The organism is Psychroserpens mesophilus (assembly GCF_000826645.1).
Lineage (GTDB): Bacteria > Bacteroidota > Bacteroidia > Flavobacteriales > Flavobacteriaceae > Psychroserpens > Psychroserpens mesophilus.
Genome location: NZ_JXJP01000032.1, coordinates 1 through 22,626, shown reverse-complemented (window position 1 = coordinate 22,626; position 22,626 = coordinate 1). Strand labels below are relative to the sequence as shown.

The window sequence follows — 22,626 nt, the reverse complement described above, 5'->3', positions numbered from 1 at the left end:
ATAATCTGATTAAGCAAAACAACTTTTCAGAAATAAAAAACAACCCTTATGAAAACACAACTACTATTCAAATTGCTTTTTGCTTTCATGCTATTACCATCTATGATTATGGCAGGAAACACAAGCTGGTCTGGTAAACACACCAAAGAAAAAACTATAAAAAAAGACTTTTCAGTTACTGTTGACGCTACACTAAAAGTTGATAATAGCTACGGAAATATTGACATCGTAACATATGAAGGCTCGACCATTAGTATTGAGGTTCATATTAAAACCAATGGAGATGATATGGAAAAAGTGCAGGATAAGATTAATGACATTGATGTAGAATTTAATGCATCTTCTTCTTTTGTTGCTGCTAAAACCATTTTTAGCAAAGAGAAATCTAAATCCTGGTGGAATTGGGGAAAAAACAATAATGTAAATATGTCCATTAACTACATCATCAAATTGCCTATTACTAATAATGTCGACCTCAGTAATGACTACGGCAGCATTACACTTGACAAACTCAAAGGTCGCGCAGATATTAGTTGTGACTACGGAAAAATTACAACAAAGGAATTGATGGCAGATAACAATGATATTCGATTTGATTACACCAATAACTCCTATTTCGAATACATAAAAAGTGGTAGCATCAATGCAGATTATAGTGGCTACACAGTAGGAAAAGCTAAATCATTAACTATTAATGCTGATTACACAAAATCTGAAGTTGAATTAGCCGAAGACGTTTCCTATAACTGTGATTATGGGTCTCTAAAAATTAATAATGCTAATTCGGTGAATGGTAACGGTGATTATTTAACGCTAAGATTAGGAACCATTTATAAAAATGTTAGTGTAAAGGCAGACTATGGTTCAATTAAAATTGAAAAAATGACTGCTAATGCTGGTGATGTTGATATAGAATCCGATTACTGTGGCATTACTATTGGCTACGATTCTGGTTACGCCTTTAATTTTGATATCGATTTGGAATATGCTTCATTAAGAGATACAGATGATTTCGAATTTACAAAAAAACGAATCGAATCATCAGACAAATATTATCAAGGATATTACGGAAAACCAAATAGTGGTAATACCATACGAATTAAAACAGAATACGGAAGCGTCACCTTTAAAAAAAATTAATAACCAATTAAAAAACTCTAAAAATGAAAACATCAATTTTACTTACGACTCTTTTATTTTGCATCACGTTTAGTTATGCAGGAGATAAAAACATCAGAGGAAACGGAAATATGACGACAATAACAAGATCTACTTCAAATTATGATGGTATCGCATGTGCAGGTCAATTTGATTATGTTTTAGTTGCAGGTACTGAAGGAACCATAACGATTGAAGGTGAAGAAAACTTATTAGACTATATTATTACTGAAGTAAAAGACAACAGGCTTGTTATTAAAACTCAAAATCATATTAATCTTAAGCCAAGTAACAACAAAACCATTAAAATTAGAATTCCTTTTAAAGAGATTAGCAGCGTTTCGCTTTCAGGATCTGGTGATTTATGGAATGAAGATATCATTGCTGCAAATAATTTAAAAGTTGCTTTAGCAGGTTCGGGAGATATTGTATTGCATATTCAGGCGACTACTACTGAAGGAAAAGTAGCTGGTTCAGGTGATTTAACCTTAAAAGGAAGCACAAATAAACTAGAAGCTAAAGTCGCTGGTTCAGGTGATTTTCACGGATTTGATTTACAATCTAACCACACAGATGTTGCTGTTGCGGGTTCAGGTGATGCAGAAGTGGTTTGTAATGAAAGCTTACGAGCGCGAGTTGCTGGTTCAGGTGACATAGAATATAGAGGAAATCCAAAAACGGAAGACACAAAAGTTGCTGGATCAGGAAGTATTAGCAACTAACATTTAATAGCATTAGAAAGCCATAGACTTTTACATTGAAGTTTATGGCTTTTTTATTTATTTAGTTCAACTCAATACGAAACACTAATAACTCCTGACGTTAAACTTAAATCACCTCCATCAGCATTGGTTACAATACCATTAAATGTTCCAATAATGTTTCCAGGATTATTGGTCGTAATTGTTGAAGTGAAATCATCAAAACCTGATGAAGACGGATAATATTGAGAATTTAAAAGTAGAGAAAACGAATCATTAATGACTTCGTCACCTGTAACACCTAGTTCAATTTCAAAGTAAATAATATAATAAGTAGGTGAACCTGTTTCGGCAGCTACTTGAAGTGTATTGCCATTTTCAAACACATTGATAACATCAAAAACGACTGGAGCTGTACCTGCATTAACGGTTATAAATCCTTCTCCAGTAGCATCCTGAACACAATTTCCTAAATCTTGTAGAACAGATAATGTTCCTCCATCTGGCCCACAGAACTCTATTAAAGTCAATAATGCTTCTCTATAGGCGATGCACAATGTTGTGTAAGTTTGAATTGTAGCTTCCACGAAAGCAGCCTGCGCAACTCCAACAGCAGCTGCAGCTTCTGCACAATTATCAACTTCATTAACCGAAGAACAATTACCAATACTATCAATGAGTGCCTGCAAACTTCCATCTGGATCTCCACAAAATTGTATCTGAAATTGTAGCGCATTCTTGTAGGCAACACATAGCGACTCATAAGTTTCATTTGTAGCCTGTGAATATGCCATTGCCGCATCTATTGCATTTTGGATAGCAATATCACACGAGGCTTCCTGCTCGGTTACAAATTCACCTTCTAAAGGCTCATTATCACATTTAAAAGCCGTAAGAAATACGCAAAACAAAACTAAAAATGATATCTTTTTCATAGCAAATATTCACTTAAATATTTACAAGATACAATTTTTAAGAATAGTCTTAACTTTCCTTCAAAAGTTAAAATTATATTTTTAGTAAGTTAAATCTATTATGCCTTGAGATAAGCTTAAGTCAGCACCATCAGTTCTGGTTACAATTCCTCCAAATGTTCCTTGAATAACACCATTAGAATTTACGGTTATCGTACTGGTAAAATCATCGAAACCATCAGTATTTGGAAAATATTCTCCTCCATTTAAAGTCAGTTTAAAATTTTGCATGACATCTACTCCTGTAGTTCCTTCTGGTACTTCAAACTCAATAAAGTAATTTGCTCCTTGTTCAGTATTATTACCACTAACAAAAACAACTCCTGAGTTTAATGCTGCGTTATTTACAATAAATTGAATATTTAATGTTCCTGCAGTCACACTTAAAGTTCCGTCAGTAGCTGCTACAGCACAATCTCCAAGACTATCAATTACAGCTTGAATAGTTCCACTTGGATCTCCACAAATTGCAATTTGATTTTGCAAAGCTGCCTTGTAAGCATTGCACAAATTAGTGTTAGATGTGTCTTCATTATATGCAGTTTCAGCCTCATTAGCAGCGGTAGTTGCTGTTTCACATGGATCGGGATTGGTCGTGTCTCCACAATTTCCTAAACTATTAATTTGTGTTTGTAGAGTGCCGTCGGGATCTCCACAAAACTGAATTTGAATTTGTAACGCATTTCTGTAAGCGACACATAATTCGGTGTAGGTGTCTTCTGTAACTTCTAAAAATGCTAGAGCTGCGTTCTGCGTATTTTGTTGTGCGATAGTACACGACTGTTCGTTTTCAGTCTCAAAATCTCCTTCTAAAGGTTCATTTTCACAAGTAAAAGCAGTTAATAAAACGAATATTGAGATTAAAAATGATATTTTTTTCATTTGACTATGATTATAATATTTACTGCAAACATACTAATTAATACTAAATTATAGATTTATAAATGGATACAAAAAAGAAGACCAAAGATAACTCTGGTCTTCTTTTAAAAAAAATATATCAAAATATATTAGTCTAGTTTCTGCCAAACCGAAGTAGACGATATATCTGTTGTAGACATCGCTCCTCCTTCATTTGTGGTTTGCACTTCATCTTGATTAAAAGTTAACGTTTGTCCATCAGCACTTAGTGAATATTCAACAGATTGCTCGCCTTGATCTACTTCCATTGGCATTCCGTCAAAATCAAATTCAATAAATGATCCATCAACTGTCATTATATTGCCACTTGTAGAATATGTTCCCAATCCTTCTACGTTTGTGTATGAATCTGTATAGGTCGTTGTTTCATTTTGGAAGGTAGAAGAAACAATTAATTCGTAATCTCCGGAAACTGTGTAATCAGACGCTTCAAATACCAATACATAATCTGAATCACTGATTTCTACGGAAAATTGAGAACTAAATTCAATACCTTGAAAACTTGACTCAGCAATGATGTCAGCATTCATGTCTACTAAAACCCAAGAGCCAATAAGAGATGAATTGTTATTGTTATTGTTATTGTCGTTGTTTTCAATCTCCTGATTAATTAAATCTGAATCTAAAGCTTCATTTTCACAAGTAAAAGCAGTTAACAAAACAAATAAAGAAAAGAGAATACTTAGTTTTTTCATGGTATCATTGATTTAGTTAATGGCAAACATACTAATTTAATTCGAGATTGGGTTTTCTTTAGGAACTCTAAAAAGTAACGCGATTCCTACTAAGAAAAACAAAAATAAGAAGAGAATGGCGTTTCGCATACTTCCTGTCACTTGATCTATGGTAGCAAAAATCACCATACCAATGACTATTCCTATTTTTTCAGCTACATCGTAAAAGCTAAAATACGACGTCGTATCTTCTGTGTCAGGTAAAAATTTAGAGTACGTTGATCTTGCTAACGATTGTATGCCTCCCATCACCAATCCTACCAAAGATGCAGCTATATAAAACTGTATAGGAGTTTCCATAAAATAGGCATAAACGCATAAAGACATCCATATAAAATTAACGACTATAAGTGTTGGAATGTTTCCAAATTTTGAAGATGCTCGAGACGTTAAAAAAGCACCAAGTATGGCAACTAATTGAATAACTAATATACTAATGATTAACCCTTGAGTTTTAGCATCAGAACTTCCCCAATCAATTTCTTCTTCACCAAAATAAACAGCGACGAGCATAATGGTTTGAACAGCCATACTAAACACAAAAAATGCAACGAGATAGCGTTTTAATCTTAGGTTTTGGTTAAGCTGAAGCCAAACCAGTTTTAATTCCTTTAAACCATTAAATACAACCGCTTTAGTCACTTTATGTCCGTTAGAAACACCTTTAGGTAGGATATAAAATGTGTACTGACTGAATAAAATCCACCATAAGCCAACGGTTACAAAAGAATAGCGCATCATTTGCATTTTCTCTTCACCTGTTTCCTGACTCATCACCATAACCAGATTTAGAATTAAAAGCAGAACGCTACCTACATAACCCATACTAAATCCTTTGGCACTAATGCTGTCTTGCTGTTCTGGAAATGCAATATCAGGTAAATAGGAATTGTAAAACACTAGGCTGCCCCAATATCCTATTAATCCCATAAAATAAAACAGTAGACTTAAATGAATAGTGTCAAGGCTAAACCAATAGAGTCCGATACAACCAGCACCTCCAATGTAGCAGAAAAATTTCATGAAATTCTTTTTATTTCCAACATAATCTGCTATACCAGACAGTATTGGTGATGTCACAGAAACTACTAGAAACGTGAATGCAGTAACGTATGTTATAAGTGCTGAGCTTTTGAATTCTAATCCGAAAGCAGCTACGATTTTATCTGAACCTTCTGCAAATAAAAAGGAGTAAAACAATGGAAAAATTGAAGAAGCAATTGTTAGTGTATAGACTGAATTTGCCCAATCGTAAAATGCCCAAGCATTCAGCAGTTTTTTACTGCCTTTTTGTAAGTTTTTCATAAAAAAAGCTGCTTTTAAGTAAGCAGCTTCTAAAATAAGATATTTTTTAAGAACTAGATATTAAAACTCCCCTAATGGTCTAAAAGAAGTTATCCCAAACTTTTTAGCTTCAGCCTTAGCTTTTGGTGCCCAACTTTGTAAGTTAGAAATTCGCGTATCATTAGAAGGGTGTGTACTCAAGAACTCAGGTGGTGCTTGTCCTCCACTGTTTGCTTTCATTCGTTTCCAAAGTTCGGCAGCTTCATCTGGATTGTAGCCAGCTATAGCCATTAAGGTTAAACCGATTTCATCAGCTTGCGTTTCATGGCTTCGACTAAATGGTAACATTCCTAAAACATTAGAACCAATACCATAAGACTGATTAAAGATTCCTCTGGTTTGTTCATCTTTAATCGCAACATTTCCTGCTATTGCAAGACCTTGTTGTATATAAGCTGCACTCATACGCTGTTGTCCGTGATTAGCAAGAGCATGCGCAACCTCGTGACCCATAATAGCAGCAATCCCTGTTTCATTTTGAGCTATTGGTAAGATGCCTGTATAAAACACAATCTTCCCTCCAGGCATACACCAAGCGTTTACTGTTTTATCTTCTACGAGATTATATTCCCATTTGTAATCATCTAAGTAACCTTGATGCCCATTTGCATTTAACCAACGTTCAGCAGCAACCGCAATGCGTTGTCCGACGCGTTTAATCATATCTGCATCAGAGGTTCCAGTAACGACTTTGTTTTCGGTTAAAAACTGATCGTATTGTGCAAATGCTGATGGGAATAACGAATCGTTAGATACAAAAGCAAGTGTTTTATTTCCGGTAAATGGATTTGTAGCACAAGATAAGAACACAATTAAAGTTCCACAGGCTACTATAGTGTTTTTAAATTTCATTGTTAATGGATTTTAATATTATAAGCTAAATTTACAAAATTCGTACCGTATTGTTTGACACATACAGATATAAAAATGTCACAATTACTATAACTTATTATTTTCCTATGATATGAAGTTCTGAAAAATCTTTATCAATAATGATATTTGAATACTCATCAACAATTAGTCTGCTAATAGCAATGACTTCATTATCTAGCTGAATTTCTTTCACTTCAAAAGGTAAACCATAAATTTTCAAATTAAAAGTTTTGTACTTAGTCGTGTACTTTCCTTCTTTGTGTTGCTGAATGATTAATGCATTTTCTTTACCACTTAATTTAAAAGTACGCAAGCTGTAACGCCCTTTCGTGTAATCGTAGCCGTCTTCTGCATCATCAAATAAGGTTGACACCTGTTTACCTTGTTTGAAATACACATCTAAAAACACTTCATCGATATCAAGTTCGTCCACATACTGCTGAATAGGATATTTAGGAATAATAGCACCTTCTTTAATGAAAATTGGCATACTTTCAATGTCGGCATCCACCCATAATTCTTTTCCTCCTTTAACCTTTTCGTTTGTCCAATAATTATACCAGTTCCCACGAGGAATATACATGCGTCTACCTCTGGCATTTTGTTCCAGAATAGGACAAACCAAAATGCTTTCTCCAAAGATAAATTCATCAGTTCTGTAATGTGTATGCACATCTTCTTGATCATAGAGCACCAAAGATTTTAAAATTGGCCTGCCTTGATCAACATGATGCCAGAACGCTGTGTATAAATAAGGTAATAACTGGTAACGTAGTTCAATAAATTTCCTAACGATATCAGTTACATCTTCATCAAAAGCCCATGGTTCCTGGTCGCCGTGATCTCCAGAAGAATGTACGCGACAAAATGGGTGGAATACACCTAACTGAATCCATCTCGTAAATAATTCGCCTTGAGGCTGTTCAGCAAAACCACCAATATCACTACCTGCAAAGCTAAAACCAGACATTGCCATACGTTGCGCCTGTACATTTGCTATCCACAGATGTTCCCAAGTTGCTACATTATCGCCTGTCCATGTCGATGTATATCGTTGTGTTCCAGAATAGGCCGCTCTTGTGATCACAAAAGGACGTTTTGGATATGCGTATTTCTTTAAGCCTTGATAGGTAGCCCTAGCCATTTGCATTCCATAGACATTATGAGCCTTTCTGTGGCTGCAATAGTTACCTTCATAATTATGTCTTACATCATCAGGAAAGGTTTTATTAGGAACTTCCATCACTGCAGGTTCGTTCATATCATTCCATACTCCTTTAATGCCAATATCTTCAATGAGTTCTTGAAATAAGCCAGACCACCATTCTCTAACTTCCGGATTTGTAAAATCTGGGAAATAACATTCTCCAGGCCAAACTTTTCCTTTCATGTACGGACCATCTGCTCGTTTACAGAAATAGTCTTTTTCTAAAGCTTCTCTAAACACAGAATAATCCTTGTCAATTTTTATTCCTGGATCAATGATAGCAACAGTTTTAAATCCGTCATCTGCCAATTCTTTCACCATTCGCTTAGGATCAGGAAAGTACTCTTTGTTCCATGTAAAGCATCTGAAACCATCCATATAATCAATATCCAGATAAATTGCATCGCATGGAATTCTTAATTTCCGGAAGGTCGATGTGATTTCTTTAACTTTACTTTCAGGATAATAACTCCATTTACACTGATGATAACCTAATGCCCAAAGTGGTGGTAACTGATGAGGTTTTCCTGTAAGATCTGTGTAGCTTTCAATGACATCCTGCATTTGCGGACCATAAATGAAATAGTAATTCATTTCGCCTCCATCTGCCCAGAAACTTGTAACGTTTCGTCTTTCGTGAGAAAAATCGAAATAACTTCTAAAGGTATTATCGAAGAAAATCCCATAAGCTTTTTTATTGTGGAGTCCAGTATAAAACGGAATAGCTTTATAAATAGGATCTGTATCTTTTCCGTAGGCATAAGAATCTGTGACCCAGTTTTGATAGCGTTTCCCTTTCATGTTTAAATGATTCGGTTTATCACCTAAACCATAATAACTTTCACCATCATGAGATGCTTTACTCATTTTTACAATATTACCTCCAAACTCATAACTCTCTTCCCAGTGAAAACCGGCTTCATCCTGATTGATTAATTCATTGTCTTTTGCATCATATAAGGATACTTTTAAATCCTCTTTTGCGATATGACAAATCAATTTTGAAGTTGTAATTATATAATTTATTTCATCTTCTTCAATAGTGAGTTGATTATAGCCCGTACTTGCATATTTTGTTATGGCATAGGAAAAATCTTTGTCAAATGTACCTGTGGTTGTATATCTAAAACGAAGAACGCTATCTCTCAATACGGTTAATTGTAAAACAACATCGTTATCTGTGGAAAAATATAAGGTATCGACATCCTTTTTAAAAGCAATTATATTTGAAGGAAACAGATTTCCTTTTTGTTCTAATTCGGTATTTATAATCATAGCTTGATTTTAAAATAATAAACGTAAAAAAACGGAAAAATCAGGACGTAAAAAAGAATGCTATGCGCTAATTGTAACGAATTATTAACTACAACGATTTCGGTCTGACATTTTGATAAAACAAAAATTTTACGAGGCTTCAATTCTGAATTCCCTAATGTTTAGGACATCAATGTAACTATGAGATGTATTTGAAAATCACGACTCCCAATGGCGGAATTTTAGCTTCAATAGAATAATCTCTAAAATGCCATGGCGCTTCAGTTGTTGCAACAGTTTTATTAGAATATTTTCCTGTTCCAAAGAATTTTTCAAGATCACTGTTAAACACCTCCTTCAATTTACCTGATTTCGGTAAGCCTATTTTAAAGGTTTCCTTTGGAACAGGTGTTAAATTACAAACAACAATTAAAGTGTCTTTTTCTTGTTCGCCATGTCGCATATATACGAAAGTTGAATTTTCGGCATCATTATAATCAATCCATTCAAAGCCATCTCCAGAAAATTGTTTTTGGTATAATGCAGGTTCTTTTTTGTATAAGGTATTCAAACTTCTGATCAGCTCCTGAATTCCTTTATGAGGTTCGTATTGCAGCAAATGCCAATCTAAACTTGTTTCAAAATTCCATTCATCACTTTGTGCAAATTCTGCGCCTTGGAATAATAATTTGGTTCCAGGATGTGTAAACATGTAACTATACAACGATCTTAAGTTTGCAAAACGTTGCCATTCGTCTCCAGGCATTCGTCCTAAGATTGATTTTTTTCCGTAAACCACTTCATCATGACTTAATGGCAACATAAAGTTTTCAGTAAAAGCATACGTCATACTGAAGGTTAAATCATTTTGATGATGTTTTCTGTAAATAGGTTCTTTAGCGAAATACTGAAGTGTATCATGCATCCAACCCATCATCCATTTCATACCAAATCCCAATCCTCCCATAAATGTAGGTTTTGAAACCATTGGAAATGCTGTTGATTCTTCCGCAATGGTTTGCACATCTGGAAAACTAGAATACACAGCTTCATTCATTTCTCGCATGAATGACATCGCTTCTAAATTTTCTCTTCCGCCAAACATATTAGGTTCCCATTGCCCATCTTCTCTTGAATAATCTAAAAACAACATAGAAGCTACCGCATCAACACGTAAACCATCTGCGTGGTATTGATCTAGCCAGAAAATAGCATTACTAATTAAAAACGATTTGACTTCATTACGACCATAATTAAAAATGAGACTTTTCCAGTCATTATGATAGCCTTTTTTAGGATCGGGATGTTCGTATAAATGTGTTCCGTCGAAAAATCCTAGTCCGTGAGCGTCTTCTGGGAAATGAGATGGCACCCAATCTAGAAGGATTCCGATATCATTCTGGTGTAGTTTATCTACCAGAAGCTTAAATTCTTCAGGATAACCAAAACGGGATGTAGGCGCAAAATAACCTGTGAGTTGATAGCCCCAACTTGGATCATAAGGAAATTCCATGATTGGCATTAACTCTACATGTGTAAAATTCATCTCTTTCACATAGGCCACCAATTCATCGGCCAATTCTACATAAGACAAAAATCGTTTTTCTTCTATCTGTTTTTTCCAAGATCCTAAATGGACTTCATACACCGAAAATGGTGCGTCTAAAGCATTGTGCTTTTTACGCTTTTTCATCCATTTATCGTCTTTCCAGTTATAAGGTTCGTCCCAAACTATAGAAGCTGTTTTTGGAGGATGCTCACATCGTCTGGCATATGGATCTGCCTTTTCAGTTTTAATATCGTTATTGTTACTATGGATTTTATACTTATAAGTTGTTCCTTTTCCAGCACCAGGAATAAAGCCTTCCCAAATACCACTTGAATCCCATCGCACATGTAAAGGATGTGCACCTTCCACCCAATAGTTAAAATCTCCAATCACAGACACATGTTTAGCACTAGGAGCCCAAACTGCAAAATACGTTCCTTCTACTCCATTTAAAGTCATCATATGTGAACCAAACTTTTCGTATAATCGGTAATGCCTTCCACCTTTAAACAAGTTGATATCAAATTCTGTAAATAGGCTATGTGCTATTACTTCTGCCATAAGTTAATTGTTAATAATGTTAGAAATTCCTTTTAAGGGAATAACAGCCCAACGTGGGCGAGAATTAAGTTCGTAACCTAATTCATAAACTGCTTTTTCAAGCAATGAATATTTTAATAAGAATATACGTTCCTGATGATATCCTATATTGATGTTTGCGTTTTGAATTTCGACAATATAAGTGCCTAAAAAGACACCTTTTAAATACTGGTATAAGATTTCACCAGCTTCAAATAATTCATTTTGACTGTGTTTATATAATTCAATGTTATTGAAAATGGTGGCATAAATAGCATAGTGAAACGATCTAAACATTCCAGCAACATCCTTAAGAGGTGGTTGCTTCACTTTTCGATCGCGAATGGTGCTTTCAGGTTCACCTTCAAAATCGAGAATATAAAAATCATCATCTTTAACGAGTACTTGCCCTAAATGGTAATCACCATGAACTCTAATACGTTCGCCTTTAAGTTTCGTCCAATCGAAGTTGACAAACTTTTTTCTGATTTCATTTTTGCGCTCTAAAAATTCATTAGCCAGTTCTAATGCTAATCCGTCAAGTTTATGTAAGTTATTTTCAATCGCATTTAATCGATTTTGAAACTGATACAACAATCTGTTCTTTAACCAAACGGTATAATCTCCATTAAAATGCGTAGGTGTAAACGCTGTGTCTTCAAATTCACTTCCAAGCGCAATATGCATTTCAGCAGTGCGTTTGGCTAAGGTTTGAATTTTTAAAAATAAGTTTAATCCAGCCCAATCAATAATTTGAGGAGGCACATCTGTAATTTGTAAACGACCATAATCTTCAGTTTTAGGAAGCTGTTTTATGTTGATTTTTTTATATTCCAGGTTAGAAAAGACTTTGTGCAATTCGGTCAACATAAACTCCCAGGCATCACCTTGATTTTCGACCATTTCCTGCATTAATCCAATTGTAATATTTAGATCATCACTATCTTTAATTTGTATACTTCCCAAATACGCTGGCGTGTTTTTAAAATCTTTTTTATCAGATAAGAAACGACTCATTTCGTAATCTGGATTTCGGTCGGCATAAATTCTTCTAAAAAACTTTAGAACATACTTTTCGTTGTAAACGATTGAAGTATTACTTTGCTCCAATCCCATAAAACGAGATGACTCATATTTGCAATCTTTAAAAAGTTCACTTTTATGATATCTAACTCTGGTTTTATCTTTTGGAAGTGCGTTTAAAATACGCTCAAAAACTACTTTTCTGAAAGCTTCCAAATGAATAGCATCAATGATAAATCCTTCCTGATTTTGGATGCTAATCGGAAGAATTCGGTTTTCCATGGCGAAATTTTCATCAGAGACAAATGCAATTGGGAGGAAATAATGCTGGTAAAATGCTTCATCAAAATTCACCTCTAAAATGAGTCCGTAGTAAACTTCTTCATTTTGCTGAATTTTAAAATACTCTGCTAATTCGATGTATTTAAGTTTACTTGCTTTTCCGCCATACCAGCGTTGTTTTTTAATATAATCTTCTAAAACGTCTGACAAAAAAACCTTTACAAAATCTTTGTTTTCAAGTAATTCTTCCCATCGATCATTGAAGTTGAAAGGTGGTTGCAAACTCAAATTTTTAGTTGATTTATTAGACATTGTTTACTTATTTATCTTAAAGATATGAAAAGGAAGTGCTGGATGCAACTCTACGTAATTCCATTCCTGATGCCAGTTATAACTACTTCCAGTCACCAAGTCCTGCATATTTAATCGATGGCCTTCATGAATTCCTAAATCTTTAAGAGGAAGTTGAACTGTACCTTGTTGTTTATAATAAGGATCTAAACTAACGATGATTAAAAGTTCGTTAGTTCGGTCTTGATTCCATTTATAAAATGCCAACAAATTATCATTTTCAATATGGCAAAACTTGATGTTATTAGTTTGTTGTAGAGCTTCATTTTGATGCCTGACCTCATTTATCTTTGAAATGAGTAAGGTGAGTTTATTCTCTTTGAACCAATCATAATGCTTTACCTCAAATTTTTCAGACATATAATATTCCTCTTTACCAGGAATAGCTTCCGTAATCATTTGCTCAAACACTGGACCGTAAATACCAATACTAGAACTTAATGTAGCTGCCAAAGCATAACGCAACAAATGCATGGCTTCATTAGCACCTTGTAAGTGATACGGATTGATATCTGGTGTATTTGGCCAGAAATTTGGCTGCATATATTCACGTTGATCTGTCTGTGTCAATTCAGTCATGTATTCAATAAACTCCTGTTTTGAATTTCGCCAGGTGAAATAGGTATAAGATTGTGTATAACCTTGCTTAGCCAATTGCTGCATGACTTTGGGTCTGGTAAATGCTTCTGCAAGAAAAATAACATCGGGATGCTTTTGTTTTACCTCAGAAATCAGCCAATTCCAGAAATAGTATGGCTTCGTATGTGGATTATCAACTCTAAAAACATTTATTCCGCAATCTACCCAATACAGCATAGTGTCTAAACACTCGTTCCATAGATTTTTGTAGTCTTTACTTTCCCAGTAAATTGGAAGAATGTCTTGATATTTTTTTGGTGGGTTTTCTGCATATTGTACTGTTCCATCTGGTCGCCATTTAAACCAGTCTGGATGTGACGTCACCCAAGGATGATCTGGAGCAGCTTGCAAAGCATAATCCATTGCAATTTCAATATTTAAGTCTTTTGCTTTCTTAATGAGCGTTTTAAAATCATCAACCGTTCCTAGTTTAGGGTGAATGGATTTATGTCCACCATCTTTAGAACCTATTCCCCAGGCTGAACCAACATCACCTTCTTTGGCTTCGGTCGTGTTATTTCTACCTTTCCTGTTCACTTCTCCAATGGGATGAACTGGCGGAAAGTATAACGTATCAAAACCCATTTGAGCCACTCTAGGTAATAAACGTTCACAATCTTTAAACGTCCCATGAACACCTTCTGTTTCTGAAGCCGATCTAGGGAAAAATTCGTACCAAGTACTAAATCTGGCTTTCTTTCGATCGACATAAACCTGAAAATCTTGAGTAGAATTAGCCAGAATTTTTTCAGGATACTTTACAAAAATGCTATGTAACTTTTCACTTTTTGCTTCAAGAACTGCATTGTCATATTGTGATTCATCTTCAAAAGCTTTGATGCAAGATGTAATATAGTCTTGTTCTACTTTGGTTGCTTTTTTTAGTAGTGGTTTCAAATAGAGAACACCTTCTAAAAGTTCAGATTTTACGTGTTGATGATCGTCTATTTTTCTTTCGATTCCATGTTGCCAGTTTAGAGCATAATCTACCCAAGCTTCAATTTTGTAAGCATAAAACCCTTGTTTTTCAACCAAAAAAGAAGCATTCCATTCATCATTTTCAATGAGTTGCATTCTAACTTCATTCCAAGTTTTAGCCTTTTCATGTTTATACAAGACCGAAGCCGCAATGACATCATGACCATCAACCAAAACATGTGCATCGACATTTACAATTTCATTGACCACTCTTTTAATAAAAAATTCACCTCCATTAATTTGTGGTGAAACATAATCTATGACTACACGTTTTTGATTTTTCATTTTGATAGACTAATTTGAAATTAAAAGTGTGAAATTAATAAAATTAGACACATATTTCGTTTATATAATAAGAAAAAGTCTCTAATAATTTACTACAACGATTGAAAAGAAAATCTGGTATTGTGATTTTATTAAATGATTGTTCCTTTAGGAATCACAGCTCCTTTTTTAATCACTACAATACCCTCTTTAATTAGGTAATTATCGGTTTCAACATCGTCGAGATGCTTACCGCCATTGATTCGAACATCGTCACCAATTCTGCAGTTTTTATCAAGAATAACATTCTTAATAAAGCAACGCTCTCCAATTCCCATAAAGATTTTGATTTTTTTCTTTTGAACTTCCTCTAAAGATTCATAATAATCGTTCCCCATCATATAGCAATTTATAACCGTAGATTCTTTTCCAATTCTAGAACGAATACCTATAACCGAACGCTCTATCTTGGCAGCATGAATTAAGCAACCATCGGCAATCACGGTACGCTCTAAAAGTGTACCTGAAATCTTAGAAGTAGGCAATATTCTTGCGTTGGTATAAACACGTTGGTGATTGTCGTATAAATTAAATTGAGGTATATCATCGGTTAATCCCAAATTTGCTTCAAAAAAGGAATCAATATTTCCAATGTCTGTCCAATAGCCTTCATATTGATAACTTAAAGTTTTATGATCTTGAATAGCTCCCGGAATGATTTCTTTACCAAAATCGACTTTATTTGGTTCTTTCATGAGCTCAACCAATAAATCTTTATTGAAGATATAAATACCCATAGATGCTAAATAATGTCGTCCTTCCTTTTTCATGTCGTCGCTTACCTGAGACGTCCATTCTGGCAATAGTGAAGCATTTGGTTTTTCTATAAATGACTGAATAATGTTCTCTTCATCCGTTTTCATTATTCCAAAAGAGGTTGCATCTTTTGCATTAACAGGATAAGTAGCAATTGAAATTTCTGCGCCACTGGCTTCATGAGCTTCAATCATGTCATTAAAATCCATTTGATACAATTGATCGCCGGAAAGTATCAAGGCATATTCAAAATCATGAGATAAAAAATGATGCATACTTTGTCGTACTGCATCGGCAGTTCCCTGAAACCAATCACCACTTTTAATGGTTTGTTCTGCTGCTAAAACATCAACAAATGCAGAACTAAAAAAACTAAAATGATAGGTGTTTTTTATGTGTTTATTCAGGGACGCTGAATTAAACTGGGTTAAAACAAACATTCTTTTGATATCAGAATTGATACAGTTTGAGATTGGAATATCTACCAATCTATATTTTCCAGCAATAGGAACAGCAGGTTTAGATCTATTTTCGGTTAAAGGATACAATCTCGAACCTTGACCTCCTCCTAAAATAATACTCAATACTTTATTGTTAATCATTTCTTTTCTATTAATTTTTTATAAATGGATTCTGTTTGTTTCGCAATGGCTCTCCAATCGAAATAAGCTTCAACTCGCGCTCTTCCGTTTTTAGCCATTGTCTCTCGTAAATCTTTGTGAGCAATCACTTTATTAATACCTTTAGCTAAATCTCTCGAAAACTGGTCAGGATTTACAGGCTCAAAAGGTGCCGATTTTTGTTGTTCCAAATGAATCAACAAGCCTGTCTCTCCTTCAACTACAACTTCCTTGATGCCACCAACAGCACTAGCAACCACAGCAGTTTCACAAGCCATAGCTTCAATATTTATAATACCGAAAGGTTCATAAATTGAAGGACAACAAAATACATCAGCATGAGAGTACAGTTGAATAACTACCTTTTTATCTAACATCTTGTCAATCCAAATGATATTAGTTCTGGTTTTAGAAGCTTCATCCACACTATCTTTCATTTCTTTAGCAATTTCTGGTGTATCAGGAGCTCCTGCACATAGGACGACCTGAGTCTCTTCATCGATGTATTTTATAGCATTTACCAAATGAATAATTCCTTTTTGCCGTGTAATTCTTCCAACAAATAAAACGTACGGCTTGGTTTTATCTATTCCATAGGCATCTAAAACCGACGTTTCATTAACAACAACATATTCTTTTAAATCAATGCCATTGTAAACCACTTCAATTTTAGTTTCATCAACATCAAAATGTTTTAAAACATCATCTTTTGTTTCTTCGGAAACCGCTATCAAAACATCCGCCATTTCAATGGCTGTTTTTTCTATCCATGAAGATGCATCATAACCTCTCCCTAACTGCTCTCGTTTCCATGGTCTTAAGGGCTCTAAAGAATGCGTCGTAATTACCAATGGTGTTCCATAACAGAGTTTAGCCATAATGCCAGCAAAATGAGAATACCAAGTATGACAATGCACAATATCAGCATCTATGTCTACTGCATTCATATGCAAGCCTGTATTTAAGGTTTTAAAAACCGCTTTTAACTTGTCGTTGGCATCATTAAATTCAGAGGTATCAAATGGAAAGCCTTTCACAGTCAAATTGCCTTTAGAAGTATCTTGATCGCCAAAGGCTCTAACTTCAATTTCCATTAATTTTGATAGCTCATTTGCTAAATATTCAACATGTACTCCAGCACCTCCATACACATAAGGAGGAAATTCTCTAGTTAAAAATAGTGCTTTCATTAAGGTTATCCTGTAAGTTATATAAGACTTTTAAGACTAAAAGATTAGTTTATGAATTTACAACTAAAAATTAAAACGTAAAATTATTATTTATGATAATTTGATTATGGTTGATATTATTATCTATTAACTTTACTAAAAAAAATTAAAATTTATGAAAAATGCATTATTAGTCGGACTCATCGGTTTGTTTTTTAGCTGTAACAGTTCGGCTCAAAAACCTGAAAAGAAAGAAACTTTTGAAGTTAATAAAACTGAAGCCCAATGGAAAAAAGAACTTACTGAGCAAGAATATTATGTATTAAGACAAGCAGGAACTGAGCGTCCGTTCTCCAGTCCGTTAAACAAGGAATACAGTGCTGGTACATTTCATTGTGCTGCCTGTAATACACCATTATTTAAAAGTGAACATAAATTTGATTCTGGTACTGGATGGCCAAGTTTTGACCGAGCCATTGAAGGCAATGTAGCGTACTCAACCGATAATCATCTAGGGTACACAAGAACCGAAGAACACTGTGCGACTTGCGGTGGACATTTAGGTCATGTTTTTAATGATGGCCCAAGAGATACAACTGGCAAACGCCATTGCATTAACGGAGTGGCTTTAGAATTTGTTCCAGAAAACTAAATAACTATCGTATAATACAGATAGCGATATAATATCAATCTATACGAATTTGTAGATTTTAAGATGTTGTATCGCTATTTTTATGTTATCAAATTTCAATACGATGAACACTTCATATTTATCTAGCATTAAGAAACAATTTGAATACTACAAATCCTTAGGAGAAAAAACTTTCCATCAACTTTCAATTGAAGAGGTTAAACAAGAATTTGTAGAAGATTCTAATTCAATTTCAATAATTGTGAAGCATATTGTTGGAAATATGTTGAGTCGATGGACCAACTTTTTAACGGAAGATGGTGAAAAAGAATGGCGACATCGCGATGATGAATTTAAAGATATCTTTCAAACTAAAGAAGAACTTTTAGACTATTGGAATAAAGGCTGGATTTGTTTATTTGATGCCATTACTACCTTAACTGAAGAAGATTTAGAACGTATTATTTATATCCGGAATCAAGGCCATACAGTCACTGAAGCAATAAATCGTCAATTAGCACACTACTCCTATCATATAGGCCAAATCGTTTTTTTGGGAAAACTTTTGAAGGGCAAAGACTGGGTTTCTCTCTCAATTCCTAAAGGAACATCGAACACTTACAATTTGGAAAAATTCAGTAAAGAAAAAGCTAGAAGACATTTTACAGATGACCTTTAATATTACAATTAGGTTTTGTAACTTCGTAACCTTAAAAATTAGACAAAAATAGACTCATGAGTAAATACGATGTAATAGTACTTGGAAGTGGTCCTGGAGGCTACGTAACAGCAATTAGAGCTTCTCAACTGGGCTTAAAGACTTCTATTGTAGAAAAAGAAAGTTTAGGTGGCGTTTGCCTAAATTGGGGTTGTATTCCTACGAAAGCTTTATTGAAATCTGCCCAAGTTTTTGAATATTTAAAACACGCAGAAGATTACGGACTTAAAGTAAAAGATGCAGCACATGATTTTGATGCTGTTGTAAAACGTAGTCGTGGTGTTGCTGAAGGCATGAGTAATGGCGTAAAGTTTTTAATGAAGAAGAATAAAATTGACGTGATTGAAGGCTTCGGAAAACTTAAAACTGGAAAGAAAGTTGACGTTGACGGAAAAGAATACAGTGCAGATCATATTATAATTGCTACAGGTGCTAGAAGTCGTGAACTACCGAGTTTACCACAAGATGGTAAAAAAGTCATTGGCTACAGAGAGGCGATGACGCTTCCTAAGCAACCTAAAAAGATGATTGTTGTAGGTTCTGGAGCCATTGGTGTAGAGTTTGCTTATTTCTATAATTCTATGGGAACTGATGTCACTATTGTAGAATATCTGGATAGAATTGTACCTGTTGAAGATGATGAGGTTTCTAAGCAACTTGAACGTTCGTTCAAAAAGAGTGGTATAAAAGTAATGACCTCTTCTGAAGTGACTAAAGTAGATACTTCTGGTAGCGGTGTAAAAGCAACTGTAAAAACTAAAAAAGGTGAAGAAGTTCTTGAGGCTGATCTTGTATTATCTGCTGTCGGAATTAAATCCAATATTGAAAATATAGGCTTGGAAGATGTTGGTATTGCTGTTGACAGAGATAAAATCTTAGTCAATGATTATTACCAAACCAATATTCCTGGTTATTATGCCATTGGAGATGTGACTCCTGGACAAGCTCTAGCGCACGTTGCTTCAGCTGAAGGCATTTTATGTGTGGAAAAAATTGCAGGTCAGCATGTTGAAGCATTAGACTACGGAAACATTCCTGGTTGTACGTATTGTACACCTGAAATAGCAAGTGTAGGTTTAACTGAAAAGCAAGCAAAAGATAAAGGTATTGATATTAAGGTTGGTAAATTTCCTTTCTCTGCTTCAGGAAAAGCAAGTGCAGGCGGAAACAAAGAAGGTTTCGTAAAAGTCATTTTTGACGCCAAATATGGTGAATGGTTAGGATGCCACATGATTGGTGCAGGTGTTACAGATATGATTGCTGAAGCGGTTTTAGGTAGAAAACTTGAAACTACTGGTCATGAAGTTTTAAAAGCAGTACATCCTCACCCAACAATGAGTGAAGCTGTTATGGAAGCTGTAGCAGATGCTTATGATGAAGTGATTCATTTATAGACATCTAGACAACTTAGATTTTTAGATACATTAGAAACAAAAAAGTTCCAATAATATTGGGACTTTTTTTGTTGTCATTCCGACAAGAATGGAGGAATCTATCATAACATATCACAATTATAATTAGAATCCTCGACAGGCTCGAAATGACAAATTACATGTATTTTAAATTAGTGTTAACTCTTTATAATCTAATATATATTGCTATGTGTTATTGACTCCGTCGAACCACTTCGCTAGGTATCCGACCGAAACTAAGACAACTATTTTACAAAGCTGTGTATCAAAAATAATTTATTGCTTTCTAGCGGCTCATTTCTGCTTAGACGAACCAAATTTAATTCCTACACCAATAAATAAACCGTTAGGAGCTATTTCTACAAATCCCAAGGTATATTTCATATGCAAATCTATAGAAGTTGTTATTTGGTACGCAGCACAAATATCTGCTCGGATTTTAAATTTATTCGAGAAAAAATCAAAAAAATAATTTAGACTTGGGCCAACCATAAGATCGAATTTTTCAGCAACCTGATACTTAACATATATAGGCGCATTAATAAACTTAAAATCGTTTAGCCCAATGTAGAGCACTTCAGGTTGAATAGATAAAAACTCATCAATGTAAAAATCTGCAAACGTACCTCCATAGTAACCTGTTTCAGTTTCTGTTTGTATTCCAAAACCTCCTACTTCAACATTAAAGAAGGTTAAATTCAAACCTCCTTTGATCCCAAATTCAACATTGGATTGTGCATGAGAAGAAAAACTGAATACAGAACAAGCTATAACCAGAAATATAATTTGCCTCATTTTGAAGTCTTTATGGTATTTGCATAAAATTAATCTATAAAACTTAGAATTGCCAATTCATAACTTTGCAAGCCAAAACCTAAAATTACACCTTTAGCATTAGGGGCAATAAACGATTGGTGCCTGTATTCTTCTCTAGAAAACGTATTCGAAATATGAACCTCAATAACAGGAGTTTTGATAGCTTTAATGGCATCACCAATACCAATTGAAGTATGCGTATAAGCTGCTGCATTTAAAATAATGCCATCATAACTGAAGCCAACTTCCTGAATCTTATCAATCAATTCACCTTCAATATTTGACTGGTAATGCTCCAGAGAAATTCCAGGATACTTATTATTTATAGAATCAAAAAACTCTGTAAACGATAAATCTCCGTAAATATTAGTTTCACGTTTTCCTAATAAATTCAGATTAGGTCCGTTAATGATCATTAATTTCTTCATAAAGTAAAGGTATTAAAATTTGTGCATAAAAAAACCGAAGCAAATTGCTTCGGTTGAACTTATGTTTAAATGCTAATTATTTGAAGAAATATCCCAATGAAATTTGAAAAACAGCATTTTGATTTTTAAATTCATCTGATCCTTCTCCATCATTAATATTTGAAAGTCCTAAATTATAGCGCGCAGCAAAGTTTAAACCATTGTCTAGTTTATAACCAAACCCAAAATTTAATCCAAAATCAATTCCTTTTGTGAATTCATTTAAATTTTCAGTTGCAGATTCAGATTGCGTTACACCTTGACCACTTACCGTAACATCAATATCAGCTTCAGCTTTTAATAAAACACCAATTTGAGGTCCAGCTTCAATACTGAAACCTTCAGCTATATAGTACTTAGCCATAATTGGTAAATTCAAATAGTCATATTTAGCAACTACTTTTTCTGTGATATTGAAACCGAAATCAGTATAAGAATCTTCATATTTAGCACCTTGACTGGAATACAACAATTCTGGTTGAATTGAAAATTTTTCAGAAATTTCTAGTTCAGCTACAGCTCCAAGATGAAATGATAGTCTGCTATCAAGACCTGATGTATCGTCACCACTTACCGAGGCAAGATTTAAACCTGCTTTAGCACCAAAACTTATGTCTTGAGCGTTTATAACTGATAAATATCCAACTGAAAGAGCAGCAAATAACATTAATTTTTTCATAATTGATTGAGATTAAATTGTTATAAAAATATAGTAAGCTTCTTGAGTAAACAAGAAAAATAATGTGATTGTTAGACATAAAAAAAGGGTAACAAATCGTCACCCTTTTATTAATCTATAGTTAGTGACTACATGATTTTGTAGTTAACTCCTAAGTTAATCGTTGAGAAGCTTCCTCCTTCAACACTTACGCCTCTGTAAGATACATTAGCTTGGAATTCTTCTGTAATGTTGTATCCAACCATTGGAGCATAATAAAATCCTCCATCACCATCACCTGTAGCGATTGCATAACCTAAATCAGCTCCTAATACAAAAGCTTCAGATGCATTGTAACGACCTGCAGCTGCTAAAGGAATATAGCTAAAATCTGGATAATCAATTGTTCCTAAATTTACACCAAAGAACGTTCCAAGATCTTGAGAATCTCCTGAAGATGTAGAATAACCTGTAGCAATACCTGCACT

20 protein-coding genes are annotated in these 22,626 nt (G+C 34.3%); 5 read left to right on the top strand and 15 right to left on the bottom strand.

Annotation, left to right across the window (positions count from 1 at the left end):
- The first annotated feature begins 48 nt into the window (after positions 1-48).
- A complete protein-coding gene (locus TD18_RS15960) occupies positions 49-1,140 on the top strand; it encodes a DUF4097 family beta strand repeat-containing protein (protein WP_040254657.1) in 1,092 nt (363 codons plus the stop codon).
- A 23-nt stretch (positions 1,141-1,163) separates the two neighbouring features.
- On the top strand, positions 1,164-1,880 hold the full coding sequence (locus tag TD18_RS15955) for a head GIN domain-containing protein (RefSeq protein ID WP_040254656.1): 717 nt from the start codon (positions 1,164-1,166) through the stop codon (positions 1,878-1,880).
- A gap of 71 nt (positions 1,881-1,951) precedes the next feature.
- Here the strand turns inward: TD18_RS15955 and TD18_RS15950 are convergent, their stop codons facing one another.
- From TD18_RS15950 to glgA, 11 genes are all read right to left on the bottom strand, one after another.
- The gene (locus tag TD18_RS15950) at positions 1,952-2,794 is read right to left on the bottom strand and encodes a hypothetical protein (protein WP_040254654.1); all 843 of its coding nucleotides are present in this window, start codon (positions 2,792-2,794) and stop codon (positions 1,952-1,954) included.
- An 81-nt stretch (positions 2,795-2,875) separates the two neighbouring features.
- Positions 2,876-3,715 carry a hypothetical protein gene (locus tag TD18_RS15945; RefSeq protein WP_040254653.1) on the bottom strand — a complete coding sequence of 280 codons (840 nt, stop codon included), beginning with the start codon at positions 3,713-3,715 and terminating at the stop codon, positions 2,876-2,878.
- Positions 3,716-3,843: 128 nt separating this feature from the next.
- A complete protein-coding gene (locus TD18_RS15940) occupies positions 3,844-4,449 on the bottom strand; it encodes a hypothetical protein (RefSeq protein ID WP_040254649.1) in 606 nt (201 codons plus the stop codon).
- Positions 4,450-4,485: 36 nt separating this feature from the next.
- Positions 4,486-5,793 (bottom strand): MFS transporter, encoded by a 1,308-nt coding sequence (locus tag TD18_RS15935; protein WP_040254648.1) that lies wholly within the window; start codon positions 5,791-5,793, stop codon positions 4,486-4,488.
- 60 nt (positions 5,794-5,853) lie between these two features.
- The gene (locus tag TD18_RS15930; protein WP_052461226.1) at positions 5,854-6,684 is read right to left on the bottom strand and encodes a M48 family metalloprotease; all 831 of its coding nucleotides are present in this window, start codon (positions 6,682-6,684) and stop codon (positions 5,854-5,856) included.
- 97 nt (positions 6,685-6,781) lie between these two features.
- Positions 6,782-9,187 (bottom strand): glycoside hydrolase family 31 protein, encoded by a 2,406-nt coding sequence (locus TD18_RS15925; RefSeq protein ID WP_040254645.1) that lies wholly within the window; start codon positions 9,185-9,187, stop codon positions 6,782-6,784.
- A 178-nt stretch (positions 9,188-9,365) separates the two neighbouring features.
- Positions 9,366-11,276 (bottom strand): 1,4-alpha-glucan branching protein GlgB, encoded by a 1,911-nt coding sequence (gene glgB, locus TD18_RS15920; protein WP_040254643.1) that lies wholly within the window; start codon positions 11,274-11,276, stop codon positions 9,366-9,368.
- Between the two features lie 3 nt (positions 11,277-11,279).
- Positions 11,280-12,911, bottom strand: coding sequence for a maltokinase N-terminal cap-like domain-containing protein (locus TD18_RS15915; RefSeq protein ID WP_040254641.1), 1,632 nt, complete (start codon positions 12,909-12,911; stop codon positions 11,280-11,282).
- Between the two features lie 3 nt (positions 12,912-12,914).
- Positions 12,915-14,852 (bottom strand): alpha-1,4-glucan--maltose-1-phosphate maltosyltransferase, encoded by a 1,938-nt coding sequence (locus tag TD18_RS15910; protein ID WP_040254640.1) that lies wholly within the window; start codon positions 14,850-14,852, stop codon positions 12,915-12,917.
- Between the two features lie 131 nt (positions 14,853-14,983).
- Positions 14,984-16,249 carry a glucose-1-phosphate adenylyltransferase gene (locus tag TD18_RS15905; protein ID WP_040254637.1) on the bottom strand — a complete coding sequence of 422 codons (1,266 nt, stop codon included), beginning with the start codon at positions 16,247-16,249 and terminating at the stop codon, positions 14,984-14,986.
- Entirely contained in the window at positions 16,246-17,457 is a 1,212-nt protein-coding gene (glgA, locus tag TD18_RS15900) for a glycogen synthase (protein WP_040254635.1), read from the bottom strand. Before glgA ends, TD18_RS15905 begins: the two co-directional genes overlap by 4 nt.
- A gap of 154 nt (positions 17,458-17,611) precedes the next feature.
- On the opposite strand from glgA, the gene msrB reads away from it, so the two are divergent.
- The 3 genes from msrB to lpdA all read left to right on the top strand — a co-directional run bounded on the left by msrB (position 17,612) and on the right by lpdA (position 20,179).
- The gene (gene msrB, locus TD18_RS15895; RefSeq protein ID WP_040254633.1) at positions 17,612-18,088 is read left to right on the top strand and encodes a peptide-methionine (R)-S-oxide reductase MsrB; all 477 of its coding nucleotides are present in this window, start codon (positions 17,612-17,614) and stop codon (positions 18,086-18,088) included.
- 103 nt (positions 18,089-18,191) lie between these two features.
- On the top strand, positions 18,192-18,746 hold the full coding sequence (locus TD18_RS15890; RefSeq protein ID WP_040254698.1) for a DUF1572 family protein: 555 nt from the start codon (positions 18,192-18,194) through the stop codon (positions 18,744-18,746).
- A gap of 56 nt (positions 18,747-18,802) precedes the next feature.
- Positions 18,803-20,179 (top strand): dihydrolipoyl dehydrogenase, encoded by a 1,377-nt coding sequence (gene lpdA, locus TD18_RS15885; RefSeq protein WP_040254631.1) that lies wholly within the window; start codon positions 18,803-18,805, stop codon positions 20,177-20,179.
- 312 nt (positions 20,180-20,491) lie between these two features.
- Here lpdA and TD18_RS15880 read toward each other — a convergent pair whose 3' ends face one another.
- From TD18_RS15880 to TD18_RS17255, 4 genes are all read right to left on the bottom strand, one after another.
- Positions 20,492-20,992 (bottom strand): hypothetical protein, encoded by a 501-nt coding sequence (locus tag TD18_RS15880; protein ID WP_040254629.1) that lies wholly within the window; start codon positions 20,990-20,992, stop codon positions 20,492-20,494.
- 29 nt (positions 20,993-21,021) lie between these two features.
- Positions 21,022-21,441 carry a type II 3-dehydroquinate dehydratase gene (gene aroQ / locus TD18_RS15875; protein ID WP_040254627.1) on the bottom strand — a complete coding sequence of 140 codons (420 nt, stop codon included), beginning with the start codon at positions 21,439-21,441 and terminating at the stop codon, positions 21,022-21,024.
- A 76-nt stretch (positions 21,442-21,517) separates the two neighbouring features.
- On the bottom strand, positions 21,518-22,159 hold the full coding sequence (locus tag TD18_RS15870; protein ID WP_040254626.1) for a porin family protein: 642 nt from the start codon (positions 22,157-22,159) through the stop codon (positions 21,518-21,520).
- 128 nt (positions 22,160-22,287) lie between these two features.
- Positions 22,288-22,626 (bottom strand): outer membrane beta-barrel protein (locus TD18_RS17255; RefSeq protein ID WP_394330406.1); only part of this gene is annotated, 339 nt, incomplete at its 5' end.